This window comes from Loigolactobacillus jiayinensis, from assembly GCF_003946445.1.
Classification (GTDB): domain Bacteria; phylum Bacillota; class Bacilli; order Lactobacillales; family Lactobacillaceae; genus Loigolactobacillus; species Loigolactobacillus jiayinensis.
Genome location: NZ_RHOF01000001.1, coordinates 1 through 13876, shown reverse-complemented (window position 1 = coordinate 13876; position 13876 = coordinate 1). Strand labels below are relative to the sequence as shown.

13 protein-coding genes are annotated in these 13876 nt (G+C 43.4%); 4 read left to right on the top strand and 9 right to left on the bottom strand.

The window, feature by feature from the left end:
• Positions 1 to 24: 24 nt before the first annotated feature.
• From nudC to EKM80_RS00025, 9 genes are all read right to left on the bottom strand, one after another.
• Complete coding sequence (gene nudC / locus EKM80_RS00065; protein ID WP_125551052.1) at positions 25 to 876, bottom strand: NAD(+) diphosphatase; 852 nt, start codon at positions 874 to 876, stop codon at positions 25 to 27.
• Between the two features lie 447 nt (positions 877 to 1323).
• On the bottom strand, positions 1324 to 2367 hold the full coding sequence (locus EKM80_RS00060; protein ID WP_125551051.1) for a zinc-dependent alcohol dehydrogenase family protein: 1044 nt from the start codon (positions 2365 to 2367) through the stop codon (positions 1324 to 1326).
• 20 nt (positions 2368 to 2387) lie between these two features.
• A complete protein-coding gene (gene spx / locus EKM80_RS00055) occupies positions 2388 to 2789 on the bottom strand; it encodes a transcriptional regulator Spx (protein WP_125551050.1) in 402 nt (133 codons plus the stop codon).
• An 18-nt stretch (positions 2790 to 2807) separates the two neighbouring features.
• A complete protein-coding gene (locus tag EKM80_RS00050; protein ID WP_125551049.1) occupies positions 2808 to 3284 on the bottom strand; it encodes a flavodoxin in 477 nt (158 codons plus the stop codon).
• 271 nt (positions 3285 to 3555) lie between these two features.
• Positions 3556 to 4152 (bottom strand): NAD(P)H-binding protein, encoded by a 597-nt coding sequence (locus tag EKM80_RS00045; protein ID WP_318531425.1) that lies wholly within the window; start codon positions 4150 to 4152, stop codon positions 3556 to 3558.
• Between the two features lie 126 nt (positions 4153 to 4278).
• Complete coding sequence (locus EKM80_RS00040; RefSeq protein ID WP_125551048.1) at positions 4279 to 5274, bottom strand: aldo/keto reductase; 996 nt, start codon at positions 5272 to 5274, stop codon at positions 4279 to 4281.
• A 218-nt stretch (positions 5275 to 5492) separates the two neighbouring features.
• A complete protein-coding gene (locus EKM80_RS00035; protein ID WP_125551186.1) occupies positions 5493 to 6908 on the bottom strand; it encodes an NAD(P)(+) transhydrogenase (Re/Si-specific) subunit beta in 1416 nt (471 codons plus the stop codon).
• Positions 6908 to 7228 carry an NAD(P) transhydrogenase subunit alpha gene (locus tag EKM80_RS00030; RefSeq protein WP_125551047.1) on the bottom strand — a complete coding sequence of 107 codons (321 nt, stop codon included), beginning with the start codon at positions 7226 to 7228 and terminating at the stop codon, positions 6908 to 6910. The genes EKM80_RS00035 and EKM80_RS00030 overlap by 1 nt, the downstream gene beginning before the upstream one ends.
• Before the next feature lies 1 nt (position 7229).
• The gene (locus EKM80_RS00025) at positions 7230 to 8408 is read right to left on the bottom strand and encodes an NAD(P) transhydrogenase subunit alpha (RefSeq protein WP_125551046.1); all 1179 of its coding nucleotides are present in this window, start codon (positions 8406 to 8408) and stop codon (positions 7230 to 7232) included.
• A 614-nt stretch (positions 8409 to 9022) separates the two neighbouring features.
• On the opposite strand from EKM80_RS00025, the gene EKM80_RS00020 reads away from it, so the two are divergent.
• From EKM80_RS00020 to EKM80_RS00005, 4 genes are all read left to right on the top strand, one after another.
• Positions 9023 to 10048, top strand: coding sequence for an IS30 family transposase (locus EKM80_RS00020; protein ID WP_125551045.1), 1026 nt, complete (start codon positions 9023 to 9025; stop codon positions 10046 to 10048).
• Positions 10049 to 10221: 173 nt separating this feature from the next.
• Positions 10222 to 11277, top strand: a complete 1056-nt coding sequence (locus EKM80_RS00015; RefSeq protein ID WP_125551044.1) for an LLM class flavin-dependent oxidoreductase — start codon at positions 10222 to 10224, stop codon at positions 11275 to 11277.
• Positions 11274 to 11957, top strand: a complete 684-nt coding sequence (locus EKM80_RS00010) for an NADPH-dependent F420 reductase (RefSeq protein ID WP_125551043.1) — start codon at positions 11274 to 11276, stop codon at positions 11955 to 11957. Before EKM80_RS00015 ends, EKM80_RS00010 begins: the two co-directional genes overlap by 4 nt.
• Before the next feature lie 190 nt (positions 11958 to 12147).
• Entirely contained in the window at positions 12148 to 13788 is a 1641-nt protein-coding gene (locus EKM80_RS00005) for a hypothetical protein (RefSeq protein WP_125551042.1), read from the top strand.
• Positions 13789 to 13876 lie beyond the last annotated feature (88 nt).

Sequence of the window (13876 nt, the reverse complement as noted above, 5' to 3'; positions counted from 1 at the left end):
ATATTTTCATTTAATGACACAAAATTATTTGATTTTACCGCTACGAAAGGCGCCGATCATTTCCCAGGTCAAACTCAATGTTGTGTCATCAAGTGGAATTTTGTCACGGTCAAACCATTTAGCAACGGATAATTCGGCCTCATCAGAACGATATTCTTCAGTAGTATAAGCATCTGGTGTAGCAATATCAGCGAAAAAGCCCATTAAAATTGATTGTGAAAATGCCCAGGGCTGACTCTTATAGTAGTGAATATGGTTGACCTGTAACCCAGTTTCTTCAAAAACTTCACGGCGAACGGTATCTTCTAAGGTTTCACCAATTTCGACAAAACCTGCGATCAAGGCATAGCGGTCATACCCAACAGCATATTTGGTCAATAAGAGTTGATTATTGCGTTTAACCCCAACAATAATTGCCGGTGAGATTTTCGGGAAAATCTGTGCGCCACAATTTGTGCAAATTAAGTTACGCTCTTCAGTCCCCTTAACCAAGGCCTGCCCACAATGGCCACAATAGCGGTTTTGGAGATACCAATTAGCTAAATGGGCAGCGGTAGCAGCAGCAAAAGCTAGCCACTCTGGCTGCAACGTCCGTAAGGCATTTAAGCTAGCGTATTTAAACGCCGTGGTCTCCTTCAACGTCAAATCGTAGGTGAAAAAGCTGTGCTGCTCAATTGATAATAGATAATTAGGTTGCGTAAATTCTGTTGAATAAGCGGCGCGCAAGTCAGCAAAAGTTGGCATTTGTTGGCTATCAGCGTGCTGCTTCAGTAATAACTTACCTTGCTGGATGATCACAATATAATCGGTCGATTTAAGTGGCACTTCTGGTGTGTATTGGGTATTTAAAATGTGCGGTTGAATATTTTGAAACATTACTTTGACCTCTTCTCAGCTGATATGCTTCATATTATACCAATTGTCGCAAAAAGCAAAAAGGTTTGTCGATTATATGCATAATAAAACGGCGTCACCACTTTACTGGCGACGCCGTTTTATTATTGCCTTATAGGTTAAACGTGTGACATAAGACACTGTCGCTCGTTCTTAATAACACTGATTGCCAAGTATCAAAATTAACACTTATTTCGCTAAACAGAACGTGCTTCCCGTTGTCGATTGGACTATTGCCGAAGTGCGGCAAGTCCAAGTCGCAGCTCCTTCCGCTTGCCATGTTTTAACTTAGCGGTCTTCGCCATAGTTAAATGGTCAACGTCCGTAACGCCAAAGATTTTCGGCACGAAAATCACCCACTATTGTGGAGTAGTATGCTAATACTCAGGAGCTAACCGTCTTATGTCACACTCTCGCTTTATTTAAAAATTAACCTTCACTAACAATAACCAATGACTTGATTGCTGTCCGTTGGTCCATAGCTGCATATGCGTTTTGAATATGGTCGAGGTCAAAGCGCTGTGTAAATACTTTGCCTGGATTGATTTTACCGCTTAAAACGGCATCTAACAGTACCTCTTTGTCATAAGTGGTGACTGAAGCAATGCCGCCACGTAAGCCGACATTACGCCAGAATAATTGATTCGTGTTCATTTCTGCTTTTTGCGGTACACCGACACGGCCCACGATAGCCCCTGGACGGCCAACTTGAACAGCCGTGGCAACAGATTGTTCTGTGCCGACACATTCAAGTACGGCGTCAGCGCCATTATTATCAGTTAATGCCAGCACGCGTTTAACGGCGTCGTCCCCACGTTCAGCGACAATATCAGTGGCACCAAATTCACGCGCTAACTTTTGTCGATCTTCATGGCGACTCATAGCGATAATACGTTTAGCCCCACGTAACTTAGCTGCAATCACGCCACACAAGCCGACGGCGCCATCACCCATAACAACAACTGTATCGCCAGCTTTAACTTCAGCGCTGGCCGCGGCGTGGTAGCCGGTTGCCATAACATCAGCTAACGTCAAAAGTGAATTCAATTGTTCATCGGAATAATCTTGTGGCTGACCAGGAATCTTAATCAATGCCCAATTTGCATTGGTAAAACGTAAATATTCCCCTTGATAGCCGCCATTACCGCCAGCCTCTTGATTCTGACAGTTGCCATCAAAACCAGCTAAACAAGCAGCACAATGGCCACAACCGTGTGTGAATGGAACGACCACAAAGTCACCAGCTTGAACATCAGTAACTTCAGCACCAACGGCTTCGACAACGCCAATCGCTTCATGGCCAACTAATGAATTAGGTTCCCGCTTAGCAATACCACGATACCACCAAAGATCAGAACCGCAAACACAGGCACGGACAATTTTGATCACTGCATCAGTGGGTTTTTCAATTTTAGGCTTAGCTACCTCTTGGACGGCAACTTTACCCGGTTCAATAAATGCTGTTGCTTTCATTTAAAAACATCTCCTAATAATTAAATGGCCAACTTGGCCTGTAGTTTTGCTAGTTCTAACTTGCGTGTTTGCCGTGGCAAAAAGCGGCGGATATCTTCCTCATTATAGCCAATTTGCAAGCGTTTTTCATCAAACATGATTGGGCGCTTTAACAAATCGGGATGCTGCGCAATTAGGTCAACCACTTCACTCGTAGTCAACTGATCCCAGTCCAGCTGTAATTTATTGTAAATGCGTGCTCGCGTAGAAATGAGATCCGCTGTCCCATTTTCAGTCATGCGCAATAACTGCTTAACTTCCTTGGGACTGAGTGGCTGCGCCATAATGTTACGCTCGGTAAATGGAATATGGTGATTTTGAAACCAAGCTCGCGCGTTGCGGCTGGAACCATTACTTGATGCGATATAAAGTTTAACGGTCATTAAATTTCTCCTCATAAATTAAAAATTCTGCTGCCACCATGCCTTTACTTTAGCGATTGCAGTAGCTTGATTTAACGTCATGCTATCCATGCCAATACCTGGTTTAACCGGTTGTCCAGCAGCTTGGGTAAAGTCTTTTTCGTAGTCCCCTTTTGTGCCAGCGTCAGTATAAAATGGCGCTAGTACCGCCTTCGTGTTTTGACCTTGCTGTAAGAACGTCAACACTGGTGTTGCTAGTGCGCCTGACCATACAGGACCGCCTATCAAAACGACGTCGTACTGGTTTAAATCAGGCAAGCTACCAACTAATTGTGGTAGCGCGTTGGTCGCCCGCTGTTTAGTCGCAATATCAGATGTGGCGTACATGTCGCTAGAAAAAACGTCGGCAGCGACTTTCATTTCATATAAATCTCCGCCAGTCACCTGCTGTAACAAGTGGGCCAGTTTAGCTGTGGTCCCTGACCAAGAATAATAGGCAATTAAAACTTTTTTCATTTGCTGCTCCCCCTAATTAAATGCTGATACCTTTATTTTAGTGATCTTTTAGCTATACGTCTAATGCCTATATTTATACGAACTATGCTTGTTAAGTATAGACTTGTTCAACTCGACTAGCTTAGTCTAAACCCTCGTCTGCACTCCATAGCAAGACTTATTTTTAAATTTTTAGTCAAAAAAACAGCAGCTGCTACACTGCTGTTAATACTGCGTCTAATATACGGGGCGCTTGTTCTCTCTAGTGGTTGGATCCGCCAGACTCAGACTGTCATCGGCGCCATACGTAGGATCCGCCAATAATTTTTAAAATTAAATCAGAAACACTTTGCCGAGACACAGAAACGCCGCCGAATGGTTCAGCCCTTCTAGTAACACTGTAGGCCACTTCAGCCCGATCGTTTAGCCATGGTAAACGCAATGTCGTATACGTTAAGCCAGACGCCGCTAACAATTTATCTGCTTCAATCGCCGGCTTTAGCGTATTCCGAGCAACGCGTAAGTGCCAACGACCAAATTCACCAGTCACTTCATTATAAATACCGAGAATGTTAGTTGCCACCACACGTTGGACGCCATTAGCCTGCATGGCACTGATCACGTTTTTAGTGATGCTGTTATCGTGTTCTTGATCAGCCACAGCAATATAAACCATCGCTTGACCTGGCATAACGCGCTTTAACACCGCAATATCAGTAATATCACCTTCAACAATGGTGACTTGGGGATTATCAGCTAACTCACTTAGACGCTGATGATCACGTAAAACTAAGGTTAGCTGGAGATGCTTAAATGGCGCTTCAGTTAAAATTCGTTGTACCACAAGTTGCGCGATTTGTCCGTTTGCAGCTAAAACCAACAAATTCATGTTGAATCCTCCTATCAAGTTGAAGCCTATGGTGTTCTTGCTCAACCTTAGCGTAAGTTGCTGATTTCGTAGCTAGCGGTACCAACTTAAAAATATTAAATTAATTATTTGCTACCCAACTAGGTGTCATTTCAAAATTGTGTCGATCTGGTCTAACTCGTCAGCTGTAAAGGTTGAATTGTTCAGTGCCTGTAGATTATCATCTAAATGCGCCACACTAGTCGTTCCGATAATAACACTGGCGACGACTTGATCACGCAACAACCAAGCCAACGCCATTTGACTTAAGGTCTGTCCACGGCCTTGTGCTAACTGATTCAACTGATTTAATTTCGCCACAACCGCTGGCTTGCCTTGAGCAAACAACGCACTGTTCGTGTGATGAATTGGAAAGTCCTCAGGAATACCTTTTAGATAGCGCTCAGATAACAAGCCTTCACATAGTGGCCCATAAGCAATCAAGCCTGCACCAGCATCAGCCAAAGCTTGCGTTAAACCGCTGGTGACAACATGCGGGTTCAGCATATTATAGCTCATTTGATCGAGAACAAATGGTGTCCCTAACTGCTTGAATAAAGCGATGGCTTGCTGTGCTTGCGGCGTTTCATAATTGGAAATACCCACGTATAACGCCTTACCTTGCCGAACAATATCATCTAAAGCGCGAACGGTCTCGGCAATTGGTGTCGTATCATCAAAACGATGGGCATAGAAAATATCGACATAATCTAATTGCAGGCGCCGTAGTGAATCATCAATACCCTGCAACATCGATTTACGTGAAGTGCCAAAGCCAAATGGCCCCTCGTGGATCAGATAACCCGCCTTAGTGGAAATCACTAACTCGTCACGATAAGCTTTGAGGTCAGTGCTTAACACTTGGCCCAGCAGGGTTTCGGTGCTGCCAAAGTCAGTCCCATTGTTGCCATAGTTATTGGCCACATCAAAATGGAAAACCCCTTGATCAAAAGCGTGTAAGATCACTTCTTGCCGCGCCTTCAGTGGGTCATTACTCCCATAATGCCGCCATAAACCTAACGAAATTGGTGGTAGCATTAACCCAGTTTGTCCAGCGTGACGTACCTTTAATTGATCATAACGTTGATCTGCTGCTTTATACATTAAAAATTGCTTCCCTTCTATATTACAGTATTATCAGTTCATAGATTCAGTCTACACCCGCACCATTTCAGTCTCAATAGCGCTTTCAAAAAACGACATCAGTAACAGATTCTTAGCTTAAAAAAGATACCCAGCGCCAGTTTTATTTTTCTGACCTTAGGTACCTATTTCAGAGCTAATTAATATGTTGTCTACAAAACGCCAGCTAGTCTAATCCCTTATTCCTCCAAGTATTCCTTAGTCGCCGCAATAACTTCGACCAATCCTTTTTTCGCGTCAGCAAAGAACATACCCGTTTTCTCGTTGGCGAACAATGGATTTTGAATACCCGCATATCCAGTACTCATCGACCGTTTGATGACAACGATCGACTTGGATTTATCCACATCTAAAATCGGCATCCCAGTAATAACAGTGTGCGGTTCCCGAGCTTGTGGATTAGTAACGTCATTAGCACCAATAACCAATGATACATCGGTGTTTTCAAACATAGCATTAGCTTCTTCCATCTGTTTCATTTGTTCATACGGTACATTAACCTCAGCCAGCAAAACGTTCATGTGCCCTGGCATTCGGCCAGCAACTGGGTGAATAGCGTAGTTCACATTGATACCATGTGCGAGTAACAAATTAGCCAGATCAGACACTTCACGCTGTGCCTGTGCTGCCGCTAAACCGTAGCCTGGAATAATCATCACGTTTTTAGCATAGGCGAGTTGCACCCCAATATCGTCGGCGGTGGTCGTTTTCACATCAACTGGAATATCAGTTGTTGCAGCACCCCCACCGTCATCAGTGCCAAAACCACCAGCAATAATTTTTACCACTGAGCGATTCATCGCAGCAGCCATTTGTAAGGTTAAAATGGTCCCTGCCGCACCAACTAACGCACCGGCAATAATCAGGATTTGATTATTAATAACAAAACCAGCCATGGCAACGGCTAAACCAGTAAAAGCATTCAATAGTGACACAACAACAGGCATATCGGCCCCACCAATGGGAATCGTCATTAAAATACCGAAAACGAGACTAGCAACGATCGCTATGGTCAAGATCCATGGGCTACTAGCAAACCCAACCGTCATCGCAATTGCCACTAAAATAATCAGGACTACCACTCCGTTTAATAGCTTAGCCCCAGGGAACGTAATTGGTTTACCCGACACTTTTCCGGCCAATTTTCCAGTGGCAATCAACGAGCCCGAGAAGGTTATGCCACCAATGATCATATCGAGGATCACCGGAATTGAAAAGGCCAATGCCAAATGCTCGCCATTCGGTTGACTTAAATAATCAAAGGCACCAATTGCTGCGGCCGCACCACCACCAACAGCATTGAATAAACTAACGAGTTGTGGCATATCGGTCATTTTAACCGTGCGTGCTTTAACGGCGCCGTACGTGATTCCAAGAATTAGCGCCACCGCCAATAAAAGCCAACTGATCAGCGTTGCCTCATTTTTTTGAAGCGCAATTACAAAGGTCATGACAACGGCTAAAACCATCCCTACTGCCGAAAGTCGATTGCCATTGCGGGCTGACTTAGGCGTGCGCATCATGTGTAACCCGATAACGTAACAACCAGCACTAATCAAGTATGACAAAGAAACAACAGCCATTAATGGCGACATCATTTGTCATCACCGTCCTTAGCAGAATTTTTTGTCGGCTTAGGCTTGGAAAACATGGTCAGCATACGATCGGTAACAACGTAACCACCAGCCACATTAATGGCACCTAAAAATACGGCAATAAAGGCAATGACGTAGAACAATGCCGACTGGGCCTCTAGGGCAATCAAAATACTACCGACCACCACCACCCCATGAATAGCATTTGCTCCAGACATCATTGGTGTGTGTAACGTGGCTGGGATTTTACTGATCACTTCAAAACCAACGAGAAAACTCAATACAAAAATGGCGAAGTTGGTAAATAATTGCTGGCTCATATCAATGGACTCCTTCCGCTACTTTGGGTTCAGCTAAGTCCGGTAAATTCATAATTTTACGCAAACGTGCATTGATAATTTCGCCATCTATGGTCGCTAGTAAGCCTTTAAACACCTCATCAGTTGGATCGATTTGGATTGCGCCATCCACCATGAAGGCATTAATGATCGATTGCACATTTTTTGCAAAAAGTTGTGACGCAGAGTTAGATAATTCACTGGCTAAGTTGCTAGCACCAACGATCAATGCGCCCTGCGCTGTGGTCACTGTTGCAAATGGTTGACTTGAGGCAACGTTGCCACCTAAATCACTAGCCGCTAAATCAATGAAAATTGTGCCTGCCTGAGCTTGATCAACGCTTGTTTGCGGTACTAGCAATGGCGGCTTTCGCCCTGGCACCTGTGCAGTGGTGATAATAATATCGTTTTGCGCAATAAAACCAGCTAGTTCTGCCTGCTGGGCTTGGTGTTCTTCCGTAGTTAACTCGCGTGCATAGCCGCCAGTCCCAGCACCGTTGGCCACTGTGCTGGTTAAGAAAGTTGCCCCTAACGACTCGACCTCTCCTTTAGAAGCCGCTCGTACATCGTAACCGGAGACGACTGTCCCTAGTCGTTTAGCCGTGCCAATAGCTTGCAAGCCAGCAACACCAGTTCCTAACACTAATACTTTGGCTGGTTTCACCGTGCCGGCAGCAGTGATCATCATTGGAAAATATTTAGCGTACAGATTGCTGGCCAGTAAAGTTGCTTTGTAACCGGCAATACTAGCCTGTGAACTCAAAACATCCATGGCCTGCGAGCGACTAACCGTCCGCGGTAACAGCTCACAAGAAATCGCAGTGACCTTAGCATCAGCCAATCGTTGAATTTTATCTGGCACCAACAACGCGCTTAATAAGCCAATGATAATCTGACCAGACTTTAACGCCGCCAAAGTATCGTCGCCGGGCTCATTGACGACAACCACAATATTTCCTTGTGTCAGTGCGGTCTGGCGGTCAACGATTTTACCACCAGCTTTTTCATAGTCGGCGTCAGCAAACAAAGCTAACTTCCCGGCACCAGCTTCAATTAGAACTTCAAAATCGTTTTTCACTAATTTCTTCGTGACTTCAGGATCCAGTGCAACTCGTTTTTCATGTCCGCGGTTTTCTTTTAATACTGAAACCACTATACTCATGGTTGCTTCACTCCTTCAGCACAACATGGCTTCCGTATTGCTGTGCGATCTCATCTTATCTAGAATAAGCAAAATTTTCATGACAGCACTGACTAACATTTTTAGTTAAGCTAATTGCAACGAAAAAACTGAGGATTAAGCGCCGTAACCGGTTAACTTTACTGCACTTGAAATCAGCTTAAGTGTAAGCGCTATCATTTTAAGTTACAAGTGAATTTACACAGATAAATTAGCCTAGTTTTTTTGCTGGCTGGTGGTGAAGTCAGTCACAAGAGTTTTAAGCACGTCATTAAACAAATCCTTCCAGCAGGCTAATACATTGATTACGCACTGCCTCTACAATATAATGACCCTATTCATTGCTCGCATTAATTAATCTAAAGTGCTATAACTACGCTTCTTGTGCCAATTTTAATTTGTCCTTAATTAAGTTCTTACCGACTTTAAAATAGCGTAATTGCGAATCAGAATCACTCCGCCAACACCACCGATCAATTGATAACAATAAATTTGCCGGATTTACAATCTAAGTGCAACACCTAAATAACTAGACCAAAAAGGCCATGAAGCCTTAAACTTATAAGCGACAAAACCAATAAGTTAGGACGGACTTCATGACCCAATCTAAAGATATCATCAAACGATCATATAAACAACTATCAAGTGAGGAGCGTGGCCAAATCCAGAGCCTTTATGCAGATCATTATTCGATCAGAGCGATCGCTAAAAGATTGGCCCGTGACCCGAGCACGATCAGCCGTGAAATCAAACGTGGTACCGTTACTCAAATGTCTAGCTATGGTGTTTTTACTGAATGTTATTTCGCCGATACCAGCCAAATCCAATATGAACAGCGTCGCCTAAAGTGTCATCGAAAAAGCATGCTGGAACACAATCCTGAATTTTTTGAACAGTTGGCAATTGTGCTTAAAGCAAAGTTCCGCGTCCATAGTGTTGATAGTTTTGTTGGGTCCTACAAACAAGATCATCCAGCTGAATATTGCCCCGCAACACCGACCGTTTATCGCTATATTGATCGCGGGTTATTAACGGTCGCCAATATCGACTTGCCGCAAAAGGTCAGCCGTCACGCTAAACCTGGCTCTGGTCATGTGCGGCAGAATAAGAAGGTCTTAGGTGATTCAATCGAGCAACGTCCGGCAGCTGCTAATGATCGCTCTGAATTTGGCCATTGGGAAGGCGATCTGGTCAAGGGCAAACGCACGAGTGATCAACCAGCCCTACTCACCTTAACCGAACGGATGACGCGCTATGAAGCAGTTATCAGAATACCGAACTATCATGCCGCAACTTGTAAGGCAGTCGTTCAACAGTTTGTGGATAAATTTGATGATTCAGTGGTTAAGTCACTCACTTTCGACAATGGCGCCGAGTTTTCTTCACTTAATGAAGTCACCGGCACCCACCTGTACTTTGCTCATCCTTATACACCGTCAGAGCGGGGCAGTAATGAACACCTCAATGGGTTATTAAGAGAATTTATCCCTAAGGGGCGATCCATTGGTGACTTCAGTGATGAACATATCGAACGGGCTACCGCTGCTCTAAACCAACGGCCACGTAAAATCTTCGGCTACAAATCGGCTAATGAATTTATGACTGCACAATTACTTGCATGACCTAGACCACTTATAAGTGAAATCTGGCCAGTGTTGCACTTGATTTGACAATTCGGGATAACAATAAATTTCTAAGTTTTAAACGAAAAATAGTTGCTTTTTAGCGCTAACTATAATATGATCATATCAAAAACTTACTAAAAGTAAGTAAAACGAATGGAGGCCAACCAGCCATGGTAAACGTAAATGAACTAGAATTCGGTATTGAAACTTTCGGTGATATTGTTGCTAATGAAGATGGCAGCTTAAAAACAGCTGCTGAATCGATCCGCCAAATTATTCATGAAGGTGAAATTGCTGACCAATTCGGCATTGATGTTATTGGCGTCGGTGAACATCATCGCCCTGATTACAGCGTTTCTAGTCCGGAAACCGTTTTGGCTGCAATTGCCGCGGTAACTAAAAATATTAAGTTAGCGACGGCAGTCACTGTGTTAAGCTCCGACGACCCAGTTCGTGTCTATGAACGCTTTGCTACGCTGGATGGTTTATCTAACGGGCGCGCACAAGTTATGCTCGGCCGCGGTTCATTTACCGAATCATTCCCCTTATTTGGATATGATCTAACTGACTATGATGATCTATTTAACGAAAAATTAGATTTGTACAATGAACTGCGCAAAGAAAAGCCAGTTACCTGGTCCGGTAAATTCCGCCCAGCTTTAAAAAATCAAGAAGTCTATCCTAAAACTGAAAACGGCGAATTAGAAACTTATATCGGTATTGGTGGCTCACCGGAATCAATTATCCGCACCGCCCGTTATGGTTATAAAGTTATTTTGGCAATCATTGGTGGCCAAGCTGATCGCTTTAAACCCTACATCGACCTCTACCATGCGGCAGCAAAAGATTTAAATATGCCGGAATATCCAGTTGCTGTCCATTCACATGGCTTCATTGCCGACGATGAAGATAAGGCCATTGAAGTTGCCTTCAAGAATATCAAAGCTAACTTTGACCGCATCGGTTTGACGCGTGGCTGGGCACCAATGAGTCGTGAACAATTTGATAACGAAACTCAGGTTGGCTCATTTTACGTTGGCAATCCAGAAACTGTAGCCCAACGGATCGCGCGTACAGTTGATTTACTTGATCTCGGTCGCTTTGATCTTGTTTACGGCGCTGGCAACCAAACTGTAGCCCAACGTGAACGGATGATCGAACTTTACGCCACTAAGGTCATTCCCCGCGTTAAAGAAATTTTGCAAGCCAAGGAGGCGGCGAAATAATGACGATTAAACGTGTAGGTATTTTAGGCGCCGGTAAAGTCGGCATCGTTCTCGCTGGTCTTGCCTTGGATGCGGGTTATACTGTCCGAATTTCAGGATCAGGTGACGTTAAAAAGATTGCGCTAACGATAAAAATGTTAGTGCCTGGCGCGATTGCAACAGAGAATACTGACGTGATCGCCAACAGCGACATCATTATTTTGGCGATTCCCTTAAGCCGCTATCAAAATATTCCGGCCGCCCTACTCAAGGGTAAATTAGTTATTGATGCCATGAATTATTGGTGGGAAACAGACGGTATTCGCGAAGAAGTCTTGGCACCAGATACTACTTCTAGTGAACAAGTACAGGCCTACTTTAACACCAGCACACTGGTCAAAACTTTCAATCACATGGGTTACCATAACTTACAAGAAGAAGCCCATGCTGCCGGTGACCCCAAACGCAAAGCCCTTTTTGTGACCGGCGATGAGCATACTGCTGTTAATGAAGTTGCCCAATTTGTGGACACCTTAGGCTTTGATCAAGTTGTTCATTATCAACTGGCTGATGGCATCATGACTGAACCAGGTAGCCCACTATTCGGTGCTAGTTTGAGCTATACCGATTTAAAAGATGTGATCGACCATTTCGACCAGACTGAATTTGGCAAGAAAATCGCAACCGCTAAAAAAATATAACGCCACTTCTTAGCGTATTTTTAAAGGTGATAACCCCTGTTCTTAACGGGGGTTTATCACCTTTTTTATTGGTTATTTCCAGTTAAACGGCCTAACAAAGCAAGCTGTCCTTAATTACCAGTTGCTATAATATGTCATACCAGCCTATTATTATATAAATAGGTACATTTAACAAAAGTGAGGCTGCATAATGACAAAGCCAACAAAATTTATACAAGTATTGATGGTACAGAAGACAACTACTGCAAATGAACCAGCTCGTTTCGTCTTAGGTTATACTAAAAAAACAGCACAACCAACAATTACGACAACGCTGGATTCCCAACAAGCATTAACCATCTGCCTCGATCCCGCAGATAGCGATTATATTAAAACACCACTTAATCTAGCTAAAGAATGGAAAAAGGCTTTTACTAACTTTATTGAAATTAACGAAACCCAAGCGTTATCAAAAGCTGCGGTCAAGGCATTGACCCAAGAACGAAATCAGTTAAAAAAAAGCTTGAAAGCACAACTAAAAGCTCAATTTGAACTGGCACCTACGCGACCAATCAAACCTGATTTACAAAAAGGTAATGTGACCCCAGCAGGCTACAATTATTTCTTTGAAAAATACAATAATGATATGTCTTGGTTAATTTTTCAAAAATCTAAACGCACACTCGCAGAAAATCAAACCATGCAAAGTACTAGAGGCGATTTTATCAGCTACGCGGCTGGGCTTGCTTATGATAGTGACCATTTGGCGCTTAACACCTTAGTCGTTTTGTTAAATCCTTCTGGTGGGAAAACACTTAATCCAGATGTGAATTTTCGCGAATTTCATGCGGCCAAAAATCCAACTAATCGTGGACTACGGCAGATGTGCGCCGAATATCATTTCCAACCAGAACAAGGGCCAAAGCTTGACTTACAAGGTGCTTTAGCAACTGATCTGATACCACAAATGATCGAAACAAAGTCGCCCAAAGTTAACTTGAATGCCATTGGCGTTGACGCCGCGGTTGCACGCTTATGGCGCATCGCTAATGCCATGATTTTTTATAATGCCAAAAATCCGCATCACGATACGCCACGGTTGGATGTCGTGTTTATGCTTACGCAAACTAATAATAAAAAGTCAGCCATCAGTGCAGCACCACAACACTTCGTTGACCAACTATTAACGACAGATTTTGCTAACAAATTCCTTTTTGCTGCTGGTTTAGCCGCTAATGATCCCACTGCGATTCGCGTTTTCAAAGTTGATGGCCATCCTTCAGCACAAAATAATGATCGCCGCGCCACCGACTATTACGCCCTAACTAAACAAATGCAGCCCCAGATAGCTGCTGGCGCTACATCAGTTGATCAAGTCTTATTAACACCGTCACAACAGCAATCATACGCTCAACTATTGGCCAAAACTGATCTAGACTGGCCAAATTATAGCGACCAATATAAACAGCCAGATTGTGTTGCTTATAATACTTATCAAGATATTCCAGATGCTGTTGCAAGTTTTGGTAATTTTTCAAAAAACGCACCTAAATATGCTGTGAAATATGCTGGCTGGCAAACCAACGATGCAGTTATTCACTATGTTGAAAAATTTGGGTCAACGGATAACTTCAAAACAAACTTAACCATCATTTCAACCACCAATCAAACCAGTGCTTGGCCGTTCTTACATGATGCTGCTATCGACCAATTACGTGCCGTGATCAAGCAACCTGCATTGACCGTGCTCCAACTCGATGGTTCTGTTGTTACTAAACTTGAACTAACACCCTACCTAGCTGAACTGGTGACCGTGCAGCTAAAAGGCGACGAGCAAACTTTCATTTCATAATAAAATATCACCTTATTATTTAGTTATTGAACACCCCAAATTGTCAAATCAAGTGCAACAGTATCGACCTATTCTTATAAATTGGTAT